The organism is Vibrio injensis (assembly GCF_001895205.1).
Taxonomy (GTDB): Bacteria; Pseudomonadota; Gammaproteobacteria; order Enterobacterales; family Vibrionaceae; genus Vibrio; species Vibrio injensis.
In genome coordinates this window covers 282,118-307,797 of record NZ_BDJF01000011.1, presented here as the reverse complement: position 1 = coordinate 307,797, position 25,680 = coordinate 282,118, and the positions used below count along the sequence as shown (strand labels likewise).

Genomic DNA, 25,680 nt, shown 5'->3' with positions numbered 1-25,680 from the left:
TTGGTACTGGCTAGCTTAAAATCATCGCGCTTTTGGCCTCAAGCGTGATGAGCATTTCTCCATGTCGATACTCATAATGTTGTGCGCTTAGCGCATTGCTAAACTCCCCACTGGTTAACCCCAACTGCCAGAGGGGCAAACATACGTCACGGGCATGACCAAGATTAATCGCAACCAGAACGCTTTGCTCCGCATAGCAGCGTGCAAAGACAAAACTGCTCTCATCTTGATACAGCAGTTGAAAATCGCCTATCTGCAAAGCGACATATTGTTTTCGTAGCGCAATCAGTCGTTGAAAGAAAGCAAAATAAGGTGATGTTGTCACTTGCTGCCAAGGCATACAACGACGGTTGTCGGGGTCATGGCTGCCTCTTAATCCAACCTCCGTCCCATAATAAATACAAGGCGTACCCACATAGGTGAAAAGTAGAGTGCTGGCGATATGAAATAACGGTTGATCGCCATCGATCAGCTCCATAAATCGTGCGGTATCATGGCTATCTAATTGATTGAGTTGCGCTAACTGATTCGCCCACGGGATTTTGGCTCTGGCTTCTGCTAGCCAATCGAGAAACTGCGCTACTTGGATATCGATAGGGTGAAAAGCAATATCTAAATGCGTGAGCAAGGCCCGTAAAGGATGCGCAAAACCATAATAATTCATCGCGCCATCTTCTTGATCGCCTTGTAGCCATTGAGTCGCTTCAAAAAAATGTTCACCCAATACATAGCAATCCGGGTTGATCTGTTTTGCCGCATCACGAAAGGCTTGCACGTAATGAGCATTATTTTTGGCACCTTCACCTTCACCGAGCATATGGATAACATCAAAGCGCCAGCCATCAATTTGATACGGAGGCTTTAGCCAATGTTTAATTACCGCTTGATCAGATTGATAAATAGCCGCTCTGACGTCAGGATGCTGAAAGTTCAACACCGGTAAGCTAGCGACTCCTTTCCAACCGATATATTCTTGAGTGTCGCCTTGGAAAAAATAGTAATCACGATAAGCGGATTGGACCGATTGATAAGCGCCTACTTCTTGATGCCAACCCTGTAAATTAAACCACGGATGCTCGGTAGAAGTATGGTTAAAAACCGCGTCGAGCACAATTTTCATCCCTCGCTGATGAAGATTATCACACAGCTGCGCAAAGTGTTGATTGGTACCTAAATGTGGGTCGACATGATAGTAATCCATGCAATCGTATTTATGATTACTAGGGGCATGAAAGATCGGGTTGAGGTACAGCGCAGTAACGCCAAGATCTTGTAAGTAATCAAGCTTTTCTTCTACCCCATATAGGTCGCCGCCATAAAATTCACAGCCGCCATTGCCTTGATGATTATCAACGGGCTCCCCCCATGCTTTAGCAATCACCGGTTTGCTGCCGCCACTGACACAGTATTCTCCGCTTTTGACGCTGATTTCCGGTTTGCCATTAGCAAAGCGATCCGGAAAAATCTGATAAAAAACCTGTCGACTAACCCAAGATGGCGGCTGATGTTGTGCATTGTACTTGAAGTGGTACTCACGGCTCGGGATTCGCGCGGAGACAGATTTCGCATCTAGCCACCACTGACCTTGTTCAGAGAGTACCTTAAAAACATAGTGAGTCACCGCGCGATCTTGATTTAGCGGGATAGTTGCTTGCCAATAAGTGAGCCGTTCATGAGTGGTTATATTGACCATCTCGACTAAATGTTCTTCATTATCAGGCTCATGACGCACGAGAATTTGGCGGCATGGAAATGAGCGTTCAATAGCTATGGTTAAGGTTAATGAATCTTGGTGGCGAGTAACCCATGATTCAGTTTGGCCGTGAAAAAGAAACGGGGCGCGCATATTATACTCCTTCATCATCGTACAATTTCCCTGCTGTTTTTCTCAGCAGGGAGCAGATCAGCAACTGGCTTACAAAGCTAAGTGTTCAGGGTCAATTTCAATAAAATGCGTGGAAAGCGGCTGAAAATTTATCTCGACATAACTGCGCTGCTTCGTTACCACCAGTGTGAGTGGTTGCTGATTGAGATGATCGATTAAGGCATATTCTCCCTCGCTCAATTGCCAATGTTTAATCAGCTCTTGGGGTAAATGCAGTGGCACGGTTTTACTTGCCGTGGTGCTAAAGTTAGCCGCAATAATCAATTTTTGCTCAGGGCAAGAGCGGGCAAAGGCAAACAGCGTATGTTGTTGCTCTGCAAAATGTGGCCAATTTTCAGCGTATAAATCGTGATAATCGCCCATCAGCGCAGGACTGCTTTTCGCTAAGTTGAGTAGCTGGCAGTAAAATTGACGTAGCTGGCGCTGCTTATCACTTAATTGCCCACCATCAAATCGACCGTGATTCAGCCATTTTTGATGCTCAGGTACGCCAATATAGTCAAAAATAGAGGTGCGTGACGGCTGACCAAATCCAGCATGTTCCGCCCCTGGTTCACCCACCTCTTGACCAAAATAAATCAAGGTCGGCGCACTGGATAAACAGGTAGAGATCAGCATCGCTGGTCGCCCTTGTTCAGCATCACCAGCAAAGTCAGCCGAGGCAATGCGTTGTTCATCGTGATTTTCTAAAAAATGCAACATATGATGTTCAATATCACGCATTTGATGCTCAATACTGCCAATGATCGCGGTTGATGCTTTGCCCTGCATGATGGCTTTTAACCCATCGTATAAATCGACTTTATCGTACAAATAATCCATTTTGCCTAACTGAATATAATCACGGTAAAGCTCAGGTTGATAGATTTCGGCCATTAAAAAGGTATTAGGTTTAACGTGCTTGATCGCTGAGTTCATAAAACTCCAAAACTCAATCGGTACCATCTCCGCCATGTCATAACGAAACCCATCAACCCCTTGTTCTAACCAGTAGAGCGCAATATCACGAAACTTAAGCCACGAGTTCGGCACTGACTGCTGCTGCCAAAAAGTAAAATGCGCTTGATGAGAAAGCCAGCGATAAGATTCTGGCAGTTCGGCGAAGTCTTTCTCTCCACTAGGAGTAATGCCGTAATTAATCTTTACCGTTTCATACCAATCGTCCACATCCGGTTTGGCCTGCCGCGAGCCATTGCCGGTCCATTTGGCTGGAAACTCTTGATAAGGCTCAGCCAGGAGCGGATGATTTTCACCCCCTAATGGTGCTAAGTGATCGGGCAGATCGGGCATTTGAAACGCCTGATTGGGTAGGTAATAAAAATTATTGTCTCTGGCATACTCAAGTTGAGTATTATCACTTTGTCCGAAGTCTTCGACGCCGGGAGGATTGTTTAATCCTTGATAGTGTCGCGCCACATGGTTCGGAACAATATCAATAATGACTTTTAAGCCAGCCTGATGTGAGCGGTTAATTAAGGCCAAAAACTCTTGGTTACGTTGCGCGGGGTTATCGGCCAAATCGGGATTGACTGAGTAATAATCTTTCACCGCGTAAGGCGAACCTGCGCGTCCTTTGACTACGCTTGGGTGATCATCACTGATGCCAAACTGGCGGTAGTCGGCCACTAAAGCATGATGATGAACACCGGTATACCAAATATGCGTTGTCCCTAATTGAGCAATTTCTTGCAAGGCTTTAAGCGTAAAATCATTAAACTTACCCACTCCGTTTTGCGCTTTTGTGCCCCAGGGGATGTTGGCGGTTTGCGTATTACCAAATAGACGAGTAAAGACTTGATAAACGTTTATTTTTGAAGAGGAATATTCTGGATGCATCGTCTAAAACCTAACTGCTATCAATAAGAAACCGCTTTAGGGTAGACAATGGTTAGATAATGCAACTCATCCCTTACTCAGCAATTTAGGGCGTAGATCGAAGGGAGAGTGAAAAAGTGTGAGCTAGGTTAAGCTATACGAATGAACGGAATGGTTGTTGCTATGGCCTGCTGGTGATTATAGCAAGCCACAGAAATCGAGAATTAAACCCCAGCGCGTTTCAGTAGCCCGGCCATCAGTGGCGAGCTGGATTTCACTTGTTTAGATTTGTTTTGTAAGCTTTTCACTAGCTGTGGCTGATTGATGTTTTTGGCAATATAAGCCATCGCTTGATAAAACCCAGCAGCAGAGTTGATTTTGGCTTTATCGTTGAGTGGTGCCAGCAGTTGAACCATAGCCGTGCCACTCATGCCATTCTCGATAGCGTGTTGCTGAACGACATCCAACAAATGATCCAAATCGGCCAGCGCTTCGGTGCTTTCTATCCCTTGTTTTTGCATTTCTTTGCGGTTGCGTTTGCGAATTTGTTTAATCACAAAGGCAGGCTGATTGATCTTTTTAAAGCCAAAATAACCAGCGGCCACGACAAGAACTAGCCCACCGACCACATAACCCCAGATAGAGCCAGAAGAAGATTCCACCATAGGTTGAATGGCATCAATACTGGTTGCGATATCAGACATACATATTCCTTACTTTAGAGAAAACTTAACCGCTAGGAGAGCGGATCAAGTGTGAAAAGACCATCATTGACTGACCTGCAAGGTGTTGCTTTGCGTTTTATCAACAATAGTGCAAAAGGCAGTCTCGGTTATATCATTTAATCGGCGCAATGTGATCGTTTTACGCTGAAAATTAAGCGGACAGTGACGACTCACGCACGATTAACTGGCCAAGATAAGTATGATGCAATGAGGTCACTGGCTGCTTATTAGCAAGCATCACCGCGCATTGTGTGGCAGCCTGAGTTAACTCGACAATCGGCAGCGCTACGGTTGATAAACTTGGAATGCCGTAGGCCGCTGCAGGTTCATTATCAATACCAACAACGGCAATATCCCGTGGTACGTGCAGGCCGTGCTCATGTAAAGCGCGAATGGCGCCAATCGCCATATCATCATTACAGGCAAAAATCGCACTAAAGTGGACACCTCGAGTGAGTAGCTGCTGGGTAGCATGGTAGCCCGAGTTAAGGCTATTATCGCCTTCGGCGATCAAATCAGGCTTGGGGTCAATATCAGATTGCGCGAGCTGCTGCTGATAAGCGGCGAAGCGGAGCTGTCCTGTTTCACTGTTGAGCGGTGAAGTAATACAAGCAATCGCTCGATGGTTAAGGGTTAATAAGTGCTGCATAGCAAGGGTCGCTAATTGAGTTTGATCTAAGCCAAAGCTTGCTATTGTTGAAGTAGAAAAGTGTCGATTTAATACCACGAGCGGTATGGCATGCGTTTGTTGCCACTGACTTAGCTCGCTTTCCGTTAAATGGCGGCTATAGATCATAATCGTGTCACAGCGTTGATTCGCCAATGTTTGCAGCGCTTCTCGCTCACCTTGAGCACTATTTTTACCATTCACTACCAGCAATTTTTTGCCCGCTTGCTGAGCCCCTTGTTCGGCATGATGCAGAATGCTACCAAAATAGCTGCTTTGAAAATGCGGTAAGCTTAAACCAATCGCATGAGAGGTATTGGTGGCCAGCGCTTGCGCCAAGGTATTGGGTTGATAACCGAGTTGTTGCATGGTAGCAAGAACCGCTTGGCGGGTAGATTCTTTTACTTGGCCATTGCCGTTCAGCACTCGTGATACGGTTGCTTTAGAAACTCCGGCGGCTTTGCATACATCATTAATGGTGGCCATGACAACGATTACTCCTAACTGATCCAGCCCTTTGTCACTTGAGCGTGCAAAGGGCTGGTGAGTGTATACCCTTCCGACTTGAAGCTGCAGGGGTGTTGGCTACGTTCGTTCGCCCCAATCACATAGTCTATTTATGCTCATGGGGACTTACTCACTTGCCGCCTAGCGGCAACGGTAAGTGGTTTGGGTATAGATGTAATTAAATAATTTGTCCGTTACTGGCAATCACTTGCTGATACCAGTAAAAGCTTTTCTTCTTCGAGCGCGCCATGGTTCCCGTACCGTCATCGTGCTTATCGACATAGATGAAACCATAACGTTTCTTGTATTCACCAGTGGTAAACGACACGCAATCAATACAGCCCCAAGGCGTGTAGCCCATCACGTCAACACCATCGTAGTTAATGGCGGTAGCCACCGCTTTGATGTGCTCGCTGAGATAGTTAATTCGATAATCATCATTAATTGAACCATCCGCTTGTACTTCATCAATCGCGCCAAGGCCATTTTCGACAATAAAAATCGGCTTTTGGTAACGCTCATACAGTTCAGATAGGGCAACGCGTAAACCGTCGGGATCGATTTGCCAACCCCAATCAGAAGCAGGTAGATATGGATTGAGACGGCTATTTTCAAATAAGGAGGTGGTTTGTCCTTCCTCTTTCTGGGTTGAGACAATATTGGTCATGTAGTAGCTGATCGCGAGGTAATCAGCGCAGCCTTCACGTAAAATTTGCTCATCCCCAGGGGCAATATCGATTTGGATATTTTTACGTTGCCATTCTTTAATCAGATAACTTGGGTAGTAGCCACGCACTTGAACATCACTAAATAGATACTTTTCGCGCATGAGCTCTTGTGCGAGTAATACGTCTTCTGGACGACAAGTGGCAGGGTAGAGCGGCATGATGTGGATCATGCTACCGATTTTAAAATCAGGGTTTATTTGATGACCTAATTTGACCACTTGTGCACTGGCAACAAATTGATGGTGCAGCACTTGGTACATCATCTGTTCAGGGTTTGGGTAATCGGTGTAGATCATCCCTGAGTTGCAATATCCCCAAATCGGCAGCTTCCAGTTACGCTGATTATTGATTTCATTAAAAGTGATCCAGTATTTAACTTTGTGTTGATAGCGTTCCATCACGGTCTGGCTAAATTTCACAAAAAAGTCGATCACTTGGCGATTCGCCCAACTTCCATACTGTTTCACTAAGTGATTCGGCATTTCGAAATGCGAGAGGGTAATGACGGGTTCAATGCCGTATTTCAATAGCTCATCAAACAAATCATCATAAAATTGCAGCCCAGCTTCGTTAGGTGTGGCTTCATCGCCGTTCGGAAAAATTCGTGTCCAAGCAATCGATGTGCGAAAGCATTTAAAGCCCATCTCAGCAAATAGCGCGATATCCTCTTTATAACGTCCATAAAAATCAATCGCTTCATGGTTAGGATAAAACTGATCGGATTCTACGCTATCGGTGATCACTCGCGGTACTTCATGCGCCCCTTTAGTAAGCACATCAACCACACTCACGCCTTTACCGTCTTTATTCCAGCCACCTTCTACTTGGTGAGCCGCTACTGCGCCGCCCCAGAGAAAATCTTTCGGAAAACTGTACTGTGTCATAGGTTACCCCTTAATAATTTTACCAGAAATAGGCTTAATCTGTGGCTAGTCTAGATCGTTTTTTACTCAATTGAAACCGGTTTCTGTAACCGGTTCCAATTTTTTATTATCGATACCATTTTTGCTGTGAAGCGCATAGAAATGATGTACTGGCCCATGGCCTTTACCTACGTGCAACTGGTCAGCATGTAAGATGGCTTGCGAGATATAATGTTTTGCTCGCGTTACGGCTTGCTCAAGGCTTAAGCCTTGCGCGAGGTAAGAAGCAAGCGCCGCCGAAAGGGTACAACCTGTACCATGAGTATTGCTGGTGTGGATTCTTCGCCCTGAAAAACACGTCACCCGCGAGCCGCAGATCAGCCAATCGTGACTATTTGCTGATGCAATAAAGTGGCCACCTTTAAGCAGCACCGCTTGGCTTGGCAAAGTCTGTAATGCTGCGATGATCTCATCAAGTTGCTGGTCGTGTTTTGGTATCGTACAGCCAGTTAATACCGCAGCTTCAGGTAAGTTAGGCGTGATAACAGTGGCTAGTGGTAATAACTGCTGCTTTAAGTCGTTGACGGCTTGATCGGCAAGTAATGCATCACCGCTTGTGGCGACCATCACAGGATCAATCACAATAATATTGGGTTGATAGTGGCGGAGTTTTTCAGCGACGATATGGATAATTTGGCTGTCAGCCAGCATACCAATTTTTACCGCTGCCACGGTAAAGTCACTAAAAATCGCATCCAGTTGACTGGCAATGTGTTCAATGGCAATCGGTAAAATTGCCGTTACCCCAAGGGTATTTTGTGAGGTGATGGCAGTAATGGCGCTACAAGCATAGCTACCCGTGGCGGAAATGGCCTTGATATCGGCTTGGATCCCCGCACCGCCGCCGCTATCTGAGCCAGCAATAGTTAATACGATTGGGATGGATGAAAGAGCAGATAAGGTGTTGGTCATGACAGGCTCCTACAGATGACGCATAGGAACTGACCAATGGGACCAAAATGGTCAATGTCACCTAAGAGCAATCGAGTGTGCGCCCCGTTGTCTTTGTAAGTAACATCGTTATTGGTGTTAATAGTTCCCTACGTCAGTGCTAACTGAATCAGGTTCAACGGGTCTCGCAATGCGATCTCAGCCTTAAGGCTCCCCGACTATATGGGTGCAATCTTGCATACTTAACGTTGTCGTCTATCTGTCACATTAAGTCGTGTGTAAGTGCTAACGGGTGTTATAGCAAGCATTAAAATAACAATCAATCGATAAAAAATACCCACTCAAAGAGCGGGCAAAGCGTAAGATTAACTGTTCTCTATTTGTCGCTTGGGTATTTCAAGCGTCTTAATCTTTTTTGCAGTTAAGGGGGATACCTTACGCGTTAGCACGAGCACCTAGTTTGGCTTTTTCACGCATACCGAGCAACAAGGTGAGAGCAAATGACGCAACAAAGGCGATGACCATACCGACCACGTAGTAGCCAATTTTATCAGGACTGATGGAGATAATCCCCGGTAAACCCGCTGCGCCTAGAGCGTGTGCTTTTACGGTAAATAAAGTAATAAAGGCACTGGCGATAGCGGCTCCGCAAATCGCTGCGATAAACGGATAACGCAGTTTTAAGTTAACCCCGAACATCGCTGGTTCAGTAATACCTAATAACGCGGTGACGCCAGAGGGGACCGCTATCCCTTTCATTTTAGTCTCTTTGGTGGTCAATCCTACGGCTAAAGCAGCAGCACCTTGCGCCACATTAGACATGGCTGCGATAGGGAAAATAAACGTACCACCGGTGATAGCGATATCAGCAAGCAACTGAGTTTCAATGGCAATAAAGCTATGGTGCATGCCTGTGATTACAAATGGTGCATAGACGAAGCCAAATAATGCGCCACCGATAAAGCCCGCTGATTCATACATCCAGTTTAAGCCATCGCCTAACAGGAATCCGACATCACGAGTTAAAGGACCGACGACAGTAAAGGTCAGAAAACCAGTGATAAAAATGGCTAGCATTGGCGTTAATAGGTTATCAAGTACTGAAGGGATGATTTTTCTTAACCCATTTTCTACTTTAGCCAGAATAAAGGTAGCGACTAAGACGGGCAATACCGAGCCCTGATAGCCGACTTTTTGGATTTCTAAGCCTAAAATATTCCAAGTAGGAATATCACCAGTTAATGAAGCGCTACCAAATCCCCAGCCATTGAGAAGATCAGGGTGAACCATGAGCATGCCTAAAGCTGCGCCAAGGAAAGGATTACCGCCAAATTTACGTGAGGCAGAAAAAGCCAATAAAACCGGTAAATAAACAAAAGGGGCGTTGGCGAAGGTATTGATCATACTCGCTAAATCAGCCAGACCGGGATTGGCGTCAATCAGTGATTGCCCTTCGATAAATAAACCCTGTGCCGTTAATAGGTTATAAAGACCCATTAATAAGCCCCCCGCGACAATCGCTGGGATGATGGGAACGAAAATATCCGATAAGCCTTTCACTGCACGTTGGACAATATTCTGCTTTTGTGCACCAGCTGAAGCCACATCATTGGTGGACATCTCAGCAAGGCCCGTCAACTTGGCCATTTCAGCATAAACTTGGTTAACAATGCCTGAACCGAAAATAATTTGGTACTGACCTGCAACCTTAAATTGACCTTTTACACCATCGAGATCTTCAATGGCTTTTTCGTCAATCAGTGATTCATCATTGATCGCTAAGCGAAGTCGAGTGGCACAGTGTGCGAGTGCTTGAATGTTGGCTTTGCCACCCAACAGCTCAATAAGTTGTTTTGCTATGACTGGATAGTTCATAACTCACCCCGGTTATTGTGAATAATAGGTATCCCTTGCGACTTGAAGCGACGGCGATGTTATTTGTCTGTAATTTCAAGTTGTTTGGGTAGTGCGTAGTTTCAATCGTTATGTTTTATTTGTTGGGAACGTTTGCAAGTGTAATAATCATCAACAATTGGCTAGAGGTCAAAAGGAAATCAATAGATCTGTGAATAGGATCGCCAAAATCTACCGTGATAATGAATAAAACAAAGGCAGAATCACGTAATAAAAGCGATAATAGCGCAGTGATTTTGCAATCAATCCCAATGTAATGATGGAATAAGAAAAAATGGCAAGTTTGCATGATGTAGCTCGTTTGGCTGGGGTATCAAAATCGACCGTGTCAAGAGTGATGAATGACGAGTATGGTGTAAAAGAATCTACAAAAATCAAGGTGTTAAAAGCTGTTGCTGAATGTGGTTATATGGTCAATCAGGTCGCTAAAGATCTTAAATCACAAAAGACCAATTTAATTGGCGTGATTGTGCCTCGAGTTTCTTCTCATGCTACCGCGCAAGGTGTTGATGGTTTGACCGCCATTTTTGAACAAGCAGGCAAGCATGTGTTGCTGGCTAACACTCATCAAATTCATGCTAAAGAATTAGAATATATACAAATTTTTAATCAGAAGCGGGTAGAGGGAATCATCTTCTATGCGACTCACCTTGATCAAAGCTTAGTTCAAGCTATTCAGCAATCGGTGGTTCCGGTCGTTTTAGTGGGGCAGGATGGCTCTTTATACAATATTCCGAGTGTCGTGCATGATGATTTACGTGTTGGCTTTGAAGCTGGTAACCGATTAGTTGCCGCTGGGTGTCAGCATATTGGCTTTATTGGTGTGCAAAGTGATGATGTGGCGGTAGATGTCCTTCGTTCGCAAGGGCTTGAGCAGTCATTAGCCCTTCATCAACGTCAGTTATTGTTTCATGCACGAGGCGATTTTTCGATTGAGTCTGGCTATCGGTTAGCTCAGCAGCAACTAAAAGATTTCCCACAACTTGATGGGCTATTTTGTGCAACTGATCGTTTAGCGATTGGGGCCATTAAGGCCCTGCATGAGAGCGGTCGAATTGCGGGTCAGCAGGTGAAAATATTGGGGGTCGGTAATGATGAGTTGGCTTATGTCAGTACTCCAAGTCTATCTACCTTTAATTATGCTTTTGATAAAGCAGGAGAAAATGCCGCGAAGATGCTGCTTGATCGCATCGCTGGTCAAGGTTTAGAAATGAGTAAAGTGGTGCTGACGTTCCAAAACGTTGAGCGTGAGACTTGTTAAATGGCGATTATATTCGATCGCGCTATATCTCACATTGATAATTTATAATGCCAGCTATCTAAGGTAAAAACTTGCTTTAAGCGTTTATCTCTTATATTTTGAGAACGTTCCCGAATAAGGTTAGGAAAGGCAATGAATCTTGATACTCTGATTGAGCTCGCTGGCGGAATCACCAATGTTACCCGTATTTTAGCCCCTCAAGGCTGGGTCACGGTTGCGGTAGATAATCGACAACTTGTTAAGCAGCCGCTGCCTACCACTGTTGTACTGGAAGAGGTATTAGGAGAGTGGCAACTTTCTACTACCAATCAAATGGATCCAGCGGTTATTTCTGAGCAAGAGTTAGTGGTTGTTGGACGCTCTATTGCAGAGCGCCAGCTTAAGCGTGCTCAAGCTTGCTCCTTGGCGATAGCAAGTCACTATCGTCCGCAGTGGCACATTTCTCCCCCGCAAGGTTTACTTAATGATCCCAACGGTTTTGTTTATCATCAGGGTGAATATTATCTGTTTTATCAATGGCACCCGTTTGCTTGCCAGCATAAAGATAAGTATTGGGTGCTACTTAAAAGCCAAGATCTTATCAACTGGCGTTGGCATTCGATTGCTTTAACGCCATCTGACTGGTTTGACAGTCACGGTGTATTTTCCGGTCATGCAGTCAGTGATGGTGACGATTTGTGGCTGTTTTATACCGGAAATACTCGATTAGGACAGGATAGACAGCGGCAGACCATGCAGTGTATTGCCAAAGCTGACTCTGAAGGTGGTTTCACTAAACTAGGCCCGGTTATCCGCACACTACCAGATGGAGTTACTGAGCATATTCGCGATCCTAAAGTGGTGTATAAACAGGGTCGCTGGCAGATGCTGCTCGGCGCGCAAACTCAGCAATTATCGGGTTGTTTGGCCGTTTATCATTCGGATAACTTACACGATTGGCAATTTGATGGATTGTATGGTCAAGAATTAGCGCCTTATGGTTATATGTGGGAATGCCCAGATATGTTTGAACTGGATGGCCAAAGCTTGGTTGTTTTTGGTCCACAAGGTATCCGCTCATCCAATCCTCATCACACCATTGAACACCACAATCGAATTTTCACCGTTGCCGACAATCAGCAAGGACAGTTACAGTTTTTACAGGGTTGGGAGCTGGATAGCGGTTTTGATTTTTATGCGCCGCAAACGGCACTGACACCAGATGGACGACGTATTCTCTGTGGCTGGATGGGGTTACCAGACGAGATTGATCATCCTAGTTGTGCTGATGGCTGGATCCACCAATTAACCGCGTTACGTGAGTTACGGTGGATAAATGGTTGCGTGATACAGAGCCCGATTCGTGAACTCACTCAGTTACGTGGCGAAAAACGCTCACTACATTTGACCGAGCAGGGTATCGACATTGGCGGTAAAAGTTATGAGCTACAGGTTATTTTACCTTGGGGGAGTGAGCTACATCTGATGAAAAATCGTCATCAGCAAGTGGTGTTATCCCTAGATGAACAGAGCCACACTTTACGCTTAGATCGCAGTCACACTGAGATCCGTCAAGGGGATACGATACGAGAAATCAGTCTGACCACTCAGCGGGTTGATTTACACATTCTGGTTGATCATTCGTCGATTGAAATCTTTATCAATCAAGGAGAGCAAGTGATGAGTAGCCGCGTGTTTACCGCGCCGGATGCTACGCAAATCGCTTTATTCGGCGCTGAGGTTGAAGCGGATTATTTTCCTCTTCAGGCAACCATTAGTCCTTTTGCCCACTAAATTTAACGGCTGTTGGTTCAACAGCCGTTATTTTAGGCTCCGCGATGGCGGCAAAAATCAGCTCGAAAGATAAACAGACCCTAGCAGTTAATAAACTCAAGTAATGCTTGCTGGTTAGGCAAAGCCGTCATCGCTCCTTTTTGAGTGGTGGCTAATGCCCCGCAGCCATGTGCCCATTGGATGGCTTGAGTAATATTTTCTTGCCAGTGATGGCTTGTGGCTAATTGGTATAACAAACCACCGACAAATGCATCGCCTGCTCCTGTGGTGTCGATAGGTTGTACGACTTTACCAGTGACGATCTCTTGCTGTTGGTTTCTTACCACGAGAGCCCCTTTGGCCCCCTGTGTTATAACCACCAACGGTAGGGAGAGGGGAGCTAAGACATTTAATCCTTGTTCAATGGTGTTGGTTTGAGTTAAAAATGTCAGCTCTTCTTCAGAAAATTTCACCACGTCAGCCTTACTGACCGCTTGCATCACGACCTCGATAATTTGATCCGGATTCTGCCAGACTTCTTCGCGCAAATTAGGGTCAAAACTGACATAACCGCCAGCTTGTTTAATTCGTTCTATAGCTGCAAATGTGCTACTGCGACTTGGTTCGTTAGCCAGAGCAATAGAGCAAGCGTGTAACCAGTCACCTTGTTTAAAGTTTGGGATATCTCTTGGCTGTAGGAATTGATCGGCACTCGGTTTGACCATAAAAGTGAAACTACGCTCACCAGAGTCGTCCAGATCAACCACCACGGTTGAGGTTCGTTGCTGCTCATCGAGAATAAGATGTTGGCAATCGACTTGTTCCGTTGTTAACGTTTGTTGGATAAATCGACCAAAGGGATCGTTCCCGACTCGACCAAAAAAAGCGCTTTGGCCACCTAATCTTGCAATAGCCACGGCAACATTGGCAGGGGCTCCTCCGGGGCATTTTAAGTAATGCTTGTCGCCTTCGGGAATTAAATCAACGACAGCATCCCCTGTAACCCAAATTTTATTCATTGTTATTTCTCCAGATAATGGTTTGTTCCAGTTTAGCTGATGGGCTAGGGAGTAAAAAGAGGCAACTGAATAGTAGAATATTTCGCTTCTTGAAATGTGATCATCTATAAATATACGAGGTAAAGTTAAGATTTTTAGTTTACATTTCGGTATCGTTCCCAGTTGGTTCGAAATTACGCTTGAACAGATTGACGAGAATAAAATCTCAGCGCAAACTGCGCTGGTTTTTCTACTTGATCCGGAGAGTTCATCATGTTTGCTCTACCACCGATGCTGGTCACTATTGGTCTGTTATTGATCAGTAATGTTTTTATGACCTTCGCTTGGTATGCCCACCTAAAAGATTTAGCCCATAAACCTTGGATCATTGCTGCATTGATCAGTTGGGGAATCGCCCTATTTGAATATATGTTTCAAGTACCCGCCAATCGTATTGGTTACACGGTGATGAATTTAGGCCAGCTGAAGATATTACAAGAGGTGATTACCTTATCGGTGTTTGTGCCTTTTGCGCTGATTTATATGAAAGAGCCTTTCCGCTTGGATTTTGTCTGGGCAGGACTGTGCTTACTTGGCGCGGTATTTTTTATTTTTCGCCCCCAAATACTTGAAATACTAACCCGTACGATGGGTTAACTGCTTGTGATCTGAGTATCGCCACAGTGGTTCCAACCAATCGATTTTGTAGTAATAATTCTTGCCGTGAATGCAATGTGATGGGGCAATATGATCAGCTTAGTGCAAGGTAGTGACCCTCTTCACAGAACGCAGGGCTTTAACAGGGGATTATTACAATAAGTTAGACGTTCTACTGTTTAAATGTTAATTTTTTGCTAAATTGACGGCGAAAGATACTGCTAATCGGGTTTCAAGCAGTGCTTATGCCCGACTTATCTAAAGATTGTTTCCCTTGTCGATTAAAAAGCGTCCGGTTAAGTAAGTGGTCGTTTATTAGTCACTAGGGCGTAACCGCAAACGCGCAGCGGTACGGCGTTATATTGGAGTAATTGCCTAATAATTGATGTGGGTTAAGGATATCATTGGTTAGCTTTACATTTTATTGGCAAATTACTTCGATGATTGCTAATGTGCGAAATTCTTTATTAGGTCTAGGTTATATTGCTTGGTTTTTGCGCTAAGCCACCTCATTCAGGCCGTTCTGAAGGCTTAATAAAGAGTCATGGATGCAAAATAAAAACTTGGAGTTTATGCATGTACAAAAATAAAATCACACAAGCCTTGTTACTTGGCGCAGGTTTAACTGTCGCTACGGCCTCTTTCTCTGCGCTCGCTGCTGATGTTCCAGCAGGGACTAAACTTGCTCCTGTTCAAGAGCTTATCCGTGGTAATGGCACTGAAGTTGCTTCTCTCGATCCGCATAAAACCGAAGGCGTACCAGAATCGCACGTGATTCGTGACTTGCTCGAAGGTTTAGTTAACCAAGATGCTGATGGTAATACCATTCCTGGTGTTGCCGAGCGTTGGGAAACCTCCGATAACCAAACTTATACGTTTTATCTACGTAAAGATGCGAAATGGTCGAATGGCGACCCTGTCACTGCGCAAGATTTCGTTTACAGCTGGCAGCGAGCGGTCGATCCTGCTACCGCCTCGCCTTATTCTTGGTATATGGAATACACCAAGATGAAAAACGCGAAAGAGATCATTGCCGGAGAAAAAGCCAGCTCTACACTAGGCGTTAAAGCATTAGACGATCATACTTTGGTGGTTGAATTGGATACGCCACTGCCTTATTTCGTGATGATGACTGGCCATACCACAATGAAACCTGTCCACAAAGGGACGGTAGAGAAACATGGTGATGAGTGGACTCGCGCGGGTAATTATGTCAGCAATGGCGCTTATATGTTGGACCGCTGGGTGGTCAATGAGCGTTTAGAGCTAAAACGCAATCCCAATTACTGGGATGATGCAAAAACAGTGATTAACAAAGTCACGTTTTTACCGATTGAAAACCAAGTCGCAGAGATGAATCGCTTCTTATCTGGCGAGATTCACATTACCAACGAAGTGCCGATTGAACATTTCCGCCGCCTACAACGTGATCACGCTGATTCGGTTTCAGTCGTAGGAAGCTTATGCACTTACTACTATGGTTTCAATAACCAAAAACCGCCTTTGGATGATGTGCGAGTTCGTAAAGCACTCTCTTTTGCTATTGATCGTGATGTCATCGCCAATGCGATTATGGGGCAAGGTGAAAAGCCAGCTTATTTCTTAACGCCAGAAATTACCGCTGGATTCCAACCAGAGATGCCAGCGTACGGCAAAATGACTCAACAGCAACGTTTGGCCGAAGCGAAAAAATTACTAGAAGAAGCGGGTTATAATCGCAGCAATCCACTGCGCTTTAACTTGCTGTACAACACTTCAGAAAACCACCGTAAAGTTGCTACTGCGATTCAATCGATGTGGCGTTCAGGTCTTGGCGTTAATGTCACTTTAGAGAACCAAGAGTGGAAAACCTATCTTGATTCACGCCGTGAAGGTAACTTTGACGTAACTCGTGCTGGTTGGTGTGGTGACTACAATGAAGCGTCATCTTTCTTGACCTTGATGAAGTCAAGCAACAGCTCGAATGACCCAAGATACCATAACGAAGAGTACGATGCTTTAATGGCCAAAGCCATGGCGACAACCTCAGAAAAAGAGCGTCAGGCGATTTATGCTCAGGCAGAAAAACTGCTTGCACGTGATATGCCGATTGCCCCTATCTATCAATATGTTAAATCTCGTTTGTTATCACCACAGGTCGGTGGCTTCCCGAGTAATAACGCTGAAGAAAAAATCTACACTAAAGATCTTTACCTCATAGCGAAATAATAATTGAGTGGTTAAACCACCTGTTGTTCGACTCTGCATGTACGTAATAGTGCATGCAGTGTCGTTTGTATTTTTTATTATCACAGATTGGAAAGAGTGAGTTTATGTTTAAATTCATCGTAAAAAGGATATTTGAGGCAATACCAACCATGTTGGTATTGATCACCCTGTCTTTCTTTCTCATGCGTTTTGCACCGGGAAATCCGTTTTCTAGTGAGCGCCCCTTACCACCAGAAGTTATGGCCAATATCAATGCTAAATATGGTCTAGATAAGCCTGTTTCGGTGCAGTACATCACTTATCTCGGTAATATTTTGCGTGGTGACTTAGGTCCCTCGTTTAAATATAAAGATTATACCGTGAATGAGTTGGTCGCGAGTTCACTGCCCGTGTCGGCAAAAATTGGTGCCGCGGCGTTTATCTTTACCATTATTATCGGTGTCTCGATTGGTACGATTGCGGCGTTAAAGCACAATACTTGGATAGACTATACGATTATGTCGACCGCAATGCTGGGGGTCGTCATGCCTTCCTTTGTATTAGCGCCGGTATTAATTTATGTCTTTTCCATCAAATTAGGTTGGTTTCCGGCTGGTGGCTGGCTCGATGGATCCTTTAAATATATGGCGTTACCAGTGATTGGTATGTCGCTGTTGTACGTGGCGACTTTTGCTCGAATCACCCGTGGTTCGATGATTGAAACCCTAAACAGTAATTTTATTCGTACCGCTCGAGCCAAAGGATTAAGTTATCGCTATATCGTGTTTAAACATGCGTTAAAACCCGCTTTACTGCCGGTTGTCTCTTATATGGGGCCTGCTTTCGTTGGCATCATCACCGGTTCGGTGGTCATTGAAACTATTTTTGGTTTACCCGGGATTGGTCGTTTGTTTGTTAACGCGGCATTTAACCGAGATTATTCCTTAGTGATGGGAATCACCATTTTGATTGGTTTCTTATTTATCTTATTTAACGCGATTGTCGATATTCTTCTGGCTTATATCGACCCGAAAATTCGCTACTAGTTTGAGGGCGAAAGCATGTTAAAGAAACAAGAACATTTACAAGCCATAGAGAAATTTACCGAAAATCTTGAGATTGAAGGTCGTAGTTTATGGCAAGACGCTCGTGTGCGTTTTATGCGCAACAAAGCAGCAATGGCGAGTCTGTGCGTTTTATGCTTCATCACCTTACTGGTGGTGTTTGGGCCGATGCTAGCTAATTTTAGTTACGATGAAACGGATTGGTATGCCATGCATGCTGCCCCTTCGGCAACTCACTGGTTTGGCACTGATGCCTTAGGGCGAGATCTGTTTGTCCGGACCTTAATTGGTGGCCGGATCTCCTTAATGGTCGGCATTATGGGCGCGTTTGTTGCGGTACTGATTGGTACTTTATATGGCGCGGCTTCTGGTTTTATTGGTGGTCGTACCGACCGAGTGATGATGCGTGTTTTGGAAATTTTATACGCGATTCCTTTTATGTTTCTGGTTATCGTTCTCGTCACCTTTTTTGGTCGTAACATTGTGCTGATCTTTGTTGCTATTGGTGCGATTGCTTGGCTGGATATGGCACGGATTGTTCGCGGGCAAACGTTAAGTTTACGTAGTAAAGAGTTTATTGAAGCCGCACATGTTTGTGGTGTCAGTCAATGGCGAATCATTACTCGTCATATTGTGCCGAACGTACTGGGTATTGTTGCAGTCTACTCAACGCTACTGATCCCGAGTATGATTTTAACCGAGTCATTTCTTTCTTTCCTTGGTTTAGGGGTTCAAGAGCCGATGACCAGTTGGGGGGCATTATTGCAAGAGGGGGCTAACACGATGGAAGTCGCGATATGGCAACTTATCTTCCCGGCTACTTTTATGATCGTCACTCTGTTTTGTTTTAACTACGTCGGTGATGGGCTGCGTGATGCGCTCGATCCTAAAGACCGATAACCCAACTTAGCTAAGGAATAGATAATGAACTTATTAGATGTTCAAGACCTGCGAGTTGAGTTCTCGACTCGGGATGGCGTGGTCACTGCGGTCAATGATTTGACTTTCTCTTTGCGACAAGGTGAGACCTTAGGCATTGTCGGTGAGTCTGGTTCTGGCAAATCGCAAACTGTGTTTGCTTTAATGGGCTTGCTGGCCAAAAATGGAAAGATCAGTGGCAGTGCTAAATTTGAAGGGCGAGAAATTTTAAACTTGCCCGAGCGTGAATTGAACAAAGTTCGCGCAGAACAAATTGCGATGATTTTCCAAGATCCCATGACGTCGCTCAACCCATACATGAAAGTCAGCGATCAGTTGATGGAAGTGTTAATGCTGCATAAAGGCATGAGTAAGGCTCAAGCCTTTGAAGAGTCTGTGCGTATGCTCGATGCAGTAAAAATCCCCGAAGCCCGTAATCGGATTACCATGTATCCCCATGAGTTTTCTGGTGGTATGCGTCAGCGAGTGATGATTGCGATGGCGCTGTTGTGCCGTCCAAAACTACTGATTGCCGATGAGCCAACGACCGCACTGGATGTGACTGTCCAAGCACAAATCATGGATTTACTTAATGAGCTGAAAAAAGAGTTTAATACCGCGATCATTATGATTACTCATGACTTGGGTGTTGTCGCTGGCTCATGTGACAAAGTGCTGGTCATGTACGCCGGACGGACCATGGAATACGCTGAAGTGGACGATATTTTTTATAATCCAAGTCATCCGTATTCAGAAGGGTTATTAAAAGCCATTCCTCGTTTGGATACAGAAGGGGATATTTTACCGACCATTCCGGGTAACCCACCGAATTTATTACGTCTACCACCTGGTTGTCCTTACCAAGAGCGGTGTCATCGGGTGACCGATCGTTGTAAACGTGAGGCACCATCGCTGCTGACTTTTGCCGATAATCGTCAGCGCGCCTGTTTTTCGGATTGGGAGGGATGGAATAAATGAAAGTAGCAAACAACCTATTGTTGGATGTGCAAGATCTCAAAGTACATTTTAGCATTCCAGCTAAATCACCGTGGCCATGGGCAAAACCATTCACACTGAAAGCGGTCGATGGCGTGAATGTGCGTTTGTACGAAGGGGAAACCCTAGGCGTGGTCGGTGAGTCAGGATGCGGTAAATCGACCTTTGCGCGGGCAATCATTGGTCTAGTCGAAGCGACTGAAGGGCAAGTGGTTTGGTTAGGGCAAGACTTAACCCGTCTGAATGCTGTTAAGCGACGCAATACTCGTAAAGATATTCAGATGATTTTCCAAGATCCATTAGCATCACTCAACCCACGGATGACGGTGGGCGATATTATCGCTGAGCCACTACAAACCTTTTACCCTGAGCTATCCAAGCAAGAAGTGAAAGATCGCGTTAAAGAGATGATGGCCAAAGTCGGTTTGTTGCCGAACGTGATTAACCGTTATCCTCATGAATTTTCAGGAGGGCAATGTCAGCGTATTGGTATTGCTCGTGCGTTGATCTTAAATCCGAAAATGATCATCTGTGATGAACCTGTCTCAGCGCTGGATGTGTCGATTCAGGCTCAGGTGGTTAACTTATTGCAGCAGTTGCAAAAAGAGCTGGGCTTGTCTCTGGTGTTCATTGCTCATGATTTGTCGGTAGTAAAGCATATTTCCGATCGGGTATTGGTGATGTATTTAGGTAATGCGGTTGAGCTGGGTACTTCGGAAGCTCTATTCTCCAATCCGCTCCATCCTTATACTAAAGCCTTGATGTCGGCAGTACCGATCCCTGATCCTAAGAAAGAGCGCAGCAAAACCATTCAGATGTTAGAAGGGGATCTGCCTTCGCCGATCAATCCTCCATCTGGTTGTGTATTCCGCACCCGTTGCCCACAAGCCACGGCAGAATGTGCGCAAACCAAACCGCAAATAAAAGGTAATGATATTCACGCAGTGTCGTGCCTACACGTCGAAATATAGCCTCAAGGCCCATCTCTACCACATCACCCCGAAAGATAGATCGTCTTTCGGGGTGATATTCAAATGGTTTTATTTGCTTCCCCATCAAAAATTTTGAACATCTAGGCCAATTCCCTACGGTTCTCTTCTTACGGCTTCATTTTATACTAGCGTATCAATACTGAGTGACGAAATACGTAAAGAGAGAGGTCAAGCATGGGTAGACTAGTCGCAGGCCAATGGCAGGACGTTTGGTACGATACGAAACAGAGTGATGGGCAATTTGTGCGTGAAGACGCAGGCTTTCGCCATTGGATAGAAAACACACCGAATGCTCGATTCACTCCCGATTCAGGTCGTTATCATCTGTATGTTTCTTTAGCCTGCCCATGGGCGCACCGCACGTTGATCTTTCGAGAGTTAAAACAGCTGACTGACCACATTGACGTAACGGTCGTGTGCCCTGATATGCTTAGCCATGGTTGGCAGTTTGGGATCCCCGAACCTTTATTTGGCCATCGTTTCTTGCATCAACTCTATACCCAAGCCAAAGCAGATTATACCGGACGAGTTACTGTGCCAGTATTATGGGATAAACAAACCCAAACCATCGTCAGTAATGAATCTGCGGATATTATCCGAATGTTTAACTCGGCGTTTAATTCATTAACTGGCAATGATACCGACTATTACCCATTGGCATTGCAAGAAGTCATTGATGATTGGAATGCTTTTATTTATCCCAATATTAATAATGGCGTTTATCGCTGTGGTTTTGCTACTACCCAGCAAGCATATGAAGAAGCGTATGAAGCACTCTTTGCTGCTTTAGATAAGGTCGAACAACATTTGGCAACGCATCGTTATTTGGCTGGAAAAGTGTTAACTGAAGCGGATTGGCGGTTGTTTACGACCTTGATTCGTTTTGATGCGGTGTATGTGGGTCATTTTAAATGCAATAAGCGACGGATTGCTGATTATCCTCATCTTAATGGTTATCTTAAAGAGTTGTATCAGCATCCGGGAGTGCGTGAAACGACGGATTTTTATCATATTAAGCGGCATTATTATTTTAGCCATAGCATGATTAACCCAACGCAAGTGGTGCCAATAGGTCCAGAACTTGATCTTGATAGTGCTCATGGTCGTGAACAGTTAAGTTAATCGACATTTGGTCGTCATGATTAAAAAAGCCCTCGAATTACATCGAGGGCTTTTTGTTTTCATTAACCTTGAGCAATCATTATCTCAATTATTTTTGCTCTTGGTCTGCTTGAATCGCGGTCAACGCGATGGTGTAGACGATATCGTCAACCAAAGCACCACGTGATAAGTCGTTCACTGGCTTACGCATGCCTTGCAGCATTGGACCGATAGAAACCAGATCCGCTGAACGCTGTACTGCTTTATAAGTGGTGTTACCCGTGTTCAGATCTGGGAAGATAAACACCGTTGCTTTACCTGCAACTGGAGAATTTGGTGCTTTAGAAGCCGCGACATTTTCCATGATGGCAGCGTCGTACTGCAGAGGTCCGTCAATGATTAAATCAGGACGTTTTTCTTGTGCGATACGTGTTGCTTCGCGCACCTTATCCACATCCGCGCCTTTACCCGATGTACCTGTTGAGTAAGAGATCATCGCGACGCGAGGCTCAATACCGAATGCAGCCGCAGAGTCTGCCGATTGAATCGCGATCTCCGCCAATTGTTCAGCGGTTGGATCTGGGTTAATCGCACAGTCACCGTAAACCAAAACTTGGTCAGGCAGCAGCATGAAAAACACGGAAGAGACGATTGAAGCGTTCGGTGCTGTTTTGATGATCTGGAATGGTGGAACAATAGTATTGGCTGTAGTGTGAACCGCACCAGAAACAAGACCATCGACTTCATTCGCTTCAAGCATCATGGTGCCGAGGAATACCGAATCTTCCAGTTTTTCACGGGCGACGACTTCTGTCATGCCTTTCGCGCCGCGCAGCTCAACCAAACGGGCAACGTAATTTTCACGAACGGCTTCGGCGTCAATAATTTCCACACCAGCACCAAGCTCAACGCCTTGTAGAGCAGCAACGCGTTTGATCTCTTCTGGGTTGCCAAGCAGTACGCATTTTGCAATACCGCGTTCTGCACAGATCGCAGCGGCTTTAACGGTACGTGGCTCATCACCTTCGGGTAGCACAATACGTTTGTTAGCACGACGAGCAAATTCAGTTAGCTGGTAACGGAACGCTGGTGGACTTAAGCGACGTGTTGCTTGTGTACCTTCAGTAAGCGAATCAATCCATGGGCCATCAATGTGGCTAGCAACATGTTCACTGACAAACTCAACGCGTTCTTTATCATCCGCTGGAACTTCAAGGCTAAAGCTTTGTAGGTTCAATGAGGTTTGCCAAGTATTGCCTTGCGCTTTGAAAATCGGTAGGCCAGTGTCAAAAGCTGGCTTGCAGAGTGATACGAGTTCTTGAGGAATATCATAACCACCGGTTAGCAATACCGCACCAATTTCTACCCCATTCATTGCAGCAAGTGCAGCAGCAACAATCACATCTGGACGGTCTGCTGATGTTACTAACAGTGAACCAGGCTTGAAATGCTCGATCATATTTGGAATAGAGCGAGCGCAGAAAGTAATGCTCTTAATACGACGGCTGTTGATCTCACCGGCATTAATGATTTCAGCATTTAAGTGCTTCGCCATATCAATCGCACGAGTCGCGATAAGGTCAATGCTCCATGGCACGCAGCCGAGTACACGAATTGGGCTACTGTTGAAGATTTGCATTACTTCAAGGTTGGCCTGTTTTGCACCATCGGCATCGTCAAAAATCTCTGACAAATCGGGACGAGTACGACCCGCATCATCGACTGGCGCATTGAGTTTGTTAATAATCACACCAGAGATGTTTTTATTCTTAGTGCCGCCAAAGTTAGAGCAAGCGACTTCAATACGCTCTTTGAGCTGAGTTGGATTATCAGTCCCAGGCGTGGCAACGAAAACAATTTCAGCGCCTAACGTTTTAGCAATCTCTGCATTAACTTGGTTGGCAAAAGGATGCTTACGTGTCGGAACTAAACCTTCGATTAACGTGACTTCGGCATCAACAATAATTTGGTTATAGCGTTCAACAACCGTTTCCAGTAGTACATCCATTTTTTCGCCGCCAATCAGTGCTTCGGCGGCTGACATGGCCATTGGTTCTGCAATTTTGATATCGCTACTATGACGAATAATGGTTGATGTTAAATCTGGCTGATCGCCACCGCTACGTGGCTGTGAAATTGGTTTGTAAAAAGAAACGCTTACACCTTTACGCTCCATGGCGCGTAAAAGGCCCATGCTCACGCTGGTTAAACCAACACCGGCACTGATTGGGACAAGCATAATAGTACGGGACATACGTAAAGTACCTCAACACTATCGATACAATCTAAATGAGTTAGATTGAAAGGAACAAAGCCCAACGCCGTATTCCGTAAGAATAGGTCTTGAGCCCCTAAAAAATAGGCTACATCTTGAGACGCTAGATAAACCTTGCCGATAAGTAACACTATCGGCAAGGAAGGAAGAGTCGCCTACAAGGACAATTAGATGCCTGCTAAGCGCGCAGTATCTTCAGCAATCACCAGCTCTTCGTTGGTTGAGATAACCATTGCAGGGATGCGGCTGTTTGCTGTGGTGATCACACCTTCACCGCCAAAGCGAGCTTTGAGGTTAGCGGCGCTATCGACTTCAATACCAAAAATCGCTAAACGATTTAGAACCATTTCGCGGATTGGACCCGAGTTTTCACCGATACCACCAGTAAAGACGATAGCGTCTAAACGGCCATCAAGGCTTGCAGTGTAACCAGCAACATATTTCGCTAGGCGGTGGCAGAATACGTCCATTGCGCGAGTCGCTTCTTCTTTTTCACCGTAGTTATCTTCAACAAAACGGCAGTCTGAAGTTACTTGAGTTAAGCCTTGTAGGCCAGACTCTTTGGTTAGCATCGTGTTGATTTGCTCAACCGAGTAACCTAATGCGTCGTGTAGATGGAAAATGATCGCAGGATCGATATCACCACAACGAGTACCCATGACTAGACCTTCAAGTGGTGTTAAGCCCATTGAAGTATCAACCGATTGACCGTTTTTAATGGCACAAACTGAAGCACCATTACCTAGATGGCAGTTAATGATGTTTAGTTCATTTTCAGGTTTACCTAAACGCTCAGCGGCTTCACGAGCAATAAATAGGTGAGAAGTTCCATGCATACCATAGCGACGGATACCGTGCTCTTTATAAAGATGGTAAGGTAGTGCGTATAGGTAAGCTTCTTCAGGCATGGTTTGGTGGAATGCAGTGTCAAATACAGCAACATTTTTCAGCGCTGGAAAAGCTTTTTTAGCCGCATTGATACCAATGATATGTGCAGGGTTATGCAAAGGAGCGAAAGTTGCAGCATCTTCAATCCCTTTTAATACCGAATCATCGATTAAAGCAGATTGAGTGAATTGCTCACCACCGTGTACCACTCGGTGTCCAATAGCTGCAAGGTTTTCAGCTAGTTCAGGTTTTGAAGCAAGAATGGTATCAACCATAAATGCGAGCGCTTCTTCGTGAGCTGCGCCATGACCTAATTGGGCTTCATGTTTACCATCAAGTTTCCACTTGATGCGCGCTTCAGGAAGGTGCAGACATTCTGCAAGACCGGAGAGATGCTCATTACCGTTTTCTGCATCAACAACCGCAAACTTTAGCGAAGAACTACCGCAGTTTAAAACTAAAACTAGCTTGGACATGTATAACTACCTGTATAATCAGTTAGGATAAAATTTAACCACAAGAATAGCTGAACCCGT

Annotated in this window: 19 protein-coding genes and 1 riboswitch; of the genes, 9 read left to right on the top strand and 10 right to left on the bottom strand. The window is 45.1% G+C overall.

What is annotated here, in order from left to right; translation table 11 throughout:
• Nucleotides 1-10 precede the first annotated feature (10 nt).
• From malZ to BSR11_RS04685, 7 genes are all read right to left on the bottom strand, one after another.
• Nucleotides 11-1,846 carry a maltodextrin glucosidase gene (gene malZ, locus BSR11_RS04715; RefSeq protein WP_072669314.1) on the bottom strand — a complete coding sequence of 612 codons (1,836 nt, stop codon included), beginning with the start codon at nucleotides 1,844-1,846 and terminating at the stop codon, nucleotides 11-13.
• Between the two features lie 69 nt (nucleotides 1,847-1,915).
• Nucleotides 1,916-3,721: an alpha-amylase family protein gene (locus tag BSR11_RS04710; protein WP_072669313.1), complete on the bottom strand. Its 1,806-nt coding sequence runs from the start codon at nucleotides 3,719-3,721 to the stop codon at nucleotides 1,916-1,918.
• 203 nt (nucleotides 3,722-3,924) lie between these two features.
• Nucleotides 3,925-4,404 (bottom strand): hypothetical protein, encoded by a 480-nt coding sequence (locus tag BSR11_RS04705; protein ID WP_072669312.1) that lies wholly within the window; start codon nucleotides 4,402-4,404, stop codon nucleotides 3,925-3,927.
• A 172-nt stretch (nucleotides 4,405-4,576) separates the two neighbouring features.
• Nucleotides 4,577-5,578: a LacI family DNA-binding transcriptional regulator gene (locus BSR11_RS04700; protein WP_072669311.1), complete on the bottom strand. Its 1,002-nt coding sequence runs from the start codon at nucleotides 5,576-5,578 to the stop codon at nucleotides 4,577-4,579.
• Between the two features lie 199 nt (nucleotides 5,579-5,777).
• Nucleotides 5,778-7,211, bottom strand: coding sequence for a 6-phospho-beta-glucosidase (locus BSR11_RS04695; RefSeq protein ID WP_072669310.1), 1,434 nt, complete (start codon nucleotides 7,209-7,211; stop codon nucleotides 5,778-5,780).
• Between the two features lie 66 nt (nucleotides 7,212-7,277).
• Complete coding sequence (thiD, locus tag BSR11_RS04690) at nucleotides 7,278-8,162, bottom strand: bifunctional hydroxymethylpyrimidine kinase/phosphomethylpyrimidine kinase (protein ID WP_072669309.1); 885 nt, start codon at nucleotides 8,160-8,162, stop codon at nucleotides 7,278-7,280.
• Between the two features lie 108 nt (nucleotides 8,163-8,270).
• Nucleotides 8,271-8,368: riboswitch (TPP riboswitch) on the bottom strand.
• Nucleotides 8,369-8,576: 208 nt separating this feature from the next.
• Nucleotides 8,577-10,016, bottom strand: coding sequence for a sucrose-specific PTS transporter subunit IIBC (locus BSR11_RS04685; protein WP_072669308.1), 1,440 nt, complete (start codon nucleotides 10,014-10,016; stop codon nucleotides 8,577-8,579).
• 313 nt (nucleotides 10,017-10,329) lie between these two features.
• On the opposite strand from BSR11_RS04685, the gene BSR11_RS04680 reads away from it, so the two are divergent.
• Nucleotides 10,330-11,316: a LacI family DNA-binding transcriptional regulator gene (locus BSR11_RS04680; protein ID WP_072669307.1), complete on the top strand. Its 987-nt coding sequence runs from the start codon at nucleotides 10,330-10,332 to the stop codon at nucleotides 11,314-11,316.
• 132 nt (nucleotides 11,317-11,448) lie between these two features.
• Nucleotides 11,449-13,089, top strand: a complete 1,641-nt coding sequence (locus BSR11_RS04675) for a glycoside hydrolase family 32 protein (protein ID WP_072669306.1) — start codon at nucleotides 11,449-11,451, stop codon at nucleotides 13,087-13,089.
• A gap of 80 nt (nucleotides 13,090-13,169) precedes the next feature.
• On the opposite strand, the gene cscK is transcribed toward BSR11_RS04675, so the two are convergent.
• Complete coding sequence (gene cscK / locus BSR11_RS04670) at nucleotides 13,170-14,087, bottom strand: fructokinase (RefSeq protein ID WP_072669305.1); 918 nt, start codon at nucleotides 14,085-14,087, stop codon at nucleotides 13,170-13,172.
• Nucleotides 14,088-14,339: 252 nt separating this feature from the next.
• Here cscK and BSR11_RS04665 point away from each other — a divergent pair, with 252 nt between their 5' ends.
• The 7 genes from BSR11_RS04665 to BSR11_RS04635 all read left to right on the top strand — a co-directional run bounded on the left by BSR11_RS04665 (nucleotide 14,340) and on the right by BSR11_RS04635 (nucleotide 22,002).
• Entirely contained in the window at nucleotides 14,340-14,723 is a 384-nt protein-coding gene (locus tag BSR11_RS04665; protein ID WP_072669304.1) for a DMT family protein, read from the top strand.
• 576 nt (nucleotides 14,724-15,299) lie between these two features.
• Nucleotides 15,300-16,931, top strand: coding sequence for an ABC transporter substrate-binding protein (locus tag BSR11_RS04660; protein WP_072669303.1), 1,632 nt, complete (start codon nucleotides 15,300-15,302; stop codon nucleotides 16,929-16,931).
• Nucleotides 16,932-17,035: 104 nt separating this feature from the next.
• Nucleotides 17,036-17,956 carry an oligopeptide ABC transporter permease OppB gene (oppB, locus tag BSR11_RS04655; RefSeq protein ID WP_072669302.1) on the top strand — a complete coding sequence of 307 codons (921 nt, stop codon included), beginning with the start codon at nucleotides 17,036-17,038 and terminating at the stop codon, nucleotides 17,954-17,956.
• A gap of 15 nt (nucleotides 17,957-17,971) precedes the next feature.
• Nucleotides 17,972-18,874: an oligopeptide ABC transporter permease OppC gene (gene oppC, locus BSR11_RS04650; RefSeq protein WP_072669301.1), complete on the top strand. Its 903-nt coding sequence runs from the start codon at nucleotides 17,972-17,974 to the stop codon at nucleotides 18,872-18,874.
• Between the two features lie 24 nt (nucleotides 18,875-18,898).
• Entirely contained in the window at nucleotides 18,899-19,870 is a 972-nt protein-coding gene (locus BSR11_RS04645; protein WP_072669300.1) for an ABC transporter ATP-binding protein, read from the top strand.
• Nucleotides 19,867-20,859: a murein tripeptide/oligopeptide ABC transporter ATP binding protein OppF gene (gene oppF / locus BSR11_RS04640; protein WP_072669299.1), complete on the top strand. Its 993-nt coding sequence runs from the start codon at nucleotides 19,867-19,869 to the stop codon at nucleotides 20,857-20,859. Before BSR11_RS04645 ends, oppF begins: the two co-directional genes overlap by 4 nt.
• 195 nt (nucleotides 20,860-21,054) lie before the next feature.
• Complete coding sequence (locus BSR11_RS04635; RefSeq protein ID WP_072669298.1) at nucleotides 21,055-22,002, top strand: glutathione S-transferase family protein; 948 nt, start codon at nucleotides 21,055-21,057, stop codon at nucleotides 22,000-22,002.
• Between the two features lie 88 nt (nucleotides 22,003-22,090).
• Here the strand turns inward: BSR11_RS04635 and pta are convergent, their stop codons facing one another.
• The gene (gene pta / locus BSR11_RS04630) at nucleotides 22,091-24,235 is read right to left on the bottom strand and encodes a phosphate acetyltransferase (RefSeq protein ID WP_072669297.1); all 2,145 of its coding nucleotides are present in this window, start codon (nucleotides 24,233-24,235) and stop codon (nucleotides 22,091-22,093) included.
• Nucleotides 24,236-24,423: 188 nt separating this feature from the next.
• The gene (locus BSR11_RS04625; protein WP_072669296.1) at nucleotides 24,424-25,620 is read right to left on the bottom strand and encodes an acetate kinase; all 1,197 of its coding nucleotides are present in this window, start codon (nucleotides 25,618-25,620) and stop codon (nucleotides 24,424-24,426) included.
• Between the last annotated feature and the right edge of the window lie 60 nt (nucleotides 25,621-25,680).

Excerpts from the sequence above, each read along its gene's own strand:
- malZ (WP_072669314.1), bottom strand. The coding sequence starts at position 1,846 with ATGCGCGCCCCGTTTCTTTTTCACGGCCAAACTGAATCATGGGTTACT.
- BSR11_RS04710 (WP_072669313.1), bottom strand. The coding sequence starts at position 3,721 with ATGCATCCAGAATATTCCTCTTCAAAAATAAACGTTTATCAAGTCTTT.
- BSR11_RS04705 (WP_072669312.1), bottom strand. The coding sequence starts at position 4,404 with ATGTCTGATATCGCAACCAGTATTGATGCCATTCAACCTATGGTGGAA.
- BSR11_RS04700 (WP_072669311.1), bottom strand. The coding sequence starts at position 5,578 with ATGGCCACCATTAATGATGTATGCAAAGCCGCCGGAGTTTCTAAAGCA.
- BSR11_RS04695 (WP_072669310.1), bottom strand. The coding sequence starts at position 7,211 with ATGACACAGTACAGTTTTCCGAAAGATTTTCTCTGGGGCGGCGCAGTA.
- thiD (WP_072669309.1), bottom strand. The coding sequence starts at position 8,162 with ATGACCAACACCTTATCTGCTCTTTCATCCATCCCAATCGTATTAACT.
- BSR11_RS04685 (WP_072669308.1), bottom strand. The coding sequence starts at position 10,016 with ATGAACTATCCAGTCATAGCAAAACAACTTATTGAGCTGTTGGGTGGC.
- BSR11_RS04680 (WP_072669307.1), top strand. The coding sequence starts at position 10,330 with ATGGCAAGTTTGCATGATGTAGCTCGTTTGGCTGGGGTATCAAAATCG.
- BSR11_RS04675 (WP_072669306.1), top strand. The coding sequence starts at position 11,449 with ATGAATCTTGATACTCTGATTGAGCTCGCTGGCGGAATCACCAATGTT.
- cscK (WP_072669305.1), bottom strand. The coding sequence starts at position 14,087 with ATGAATAAAATTTGGGTTACAGGGGATGCTGTCGTTGATTTAATTCCC.
- BSR11_RS04665 (WP_072669304.1), top strand. The coding sequence starts at position 14,340 with ATGTTTGCTCTACCACCGATGCTGGTCACTATTGGTCTGTTATTGATC.
- BSR11_RS04660 (WP_072669303.1), top strand. The coding sequence starts at position 15,300 with ATGTACAAAAATAAAATCACACAAGCCTTGTTACTTGGCGCAGGTTTA.
- oppB (WP_072669302.1), top strand. The coding sequence starts at position 17,036 with ATGTTTAAATTCATCGTAAAAAGGATATTTGAGGCAATACCAACCATG.
- oppC (WP_072669301.1), top strand. The coding sequence starts at position 17,972 with ATGTTAAAGAAACAAGAACATTTACAAGCCATAGAGAAATTTACCGAA.
- BSR11_RS04645 (WP_072669300.1), top strand. The coding sequence starts at position 18,899 with ATGAACTTATTAGATGTTCAAGACCTGCGAGTTGAGTTCTCGACTCGG.
- oppF (WP_072669299.1), top strand. The coding sequence starts at position 19,867 with ATGAAAGTAGCAAACAACCTATTGTTGGATGTGCAAGATCTCAAAGTA.
- BSR11_RS04635 (WP_072669298.1), top strand. The coding sequence starts at position 21,055 with ATGGGTAGACTAGTCGCAGGCCAATGGCAGGACGTTTGGTACGATACG.
- pta (WP_072669297.1), bottom strand. The coding sequence starts at position 24,235 with ATGTCCCGTACTATTATGCTTGTCCCAATCAGTGCCGGTGTTGGTTTA.
- BSR11_RS04625 (WP_072669296.1), bottom strand. The coding sequence starts at position 25,620 with ATGTCCAAGCTAGTTTTAGTTTTAAACTGCGGTAGTTCTTCGCTAAAG.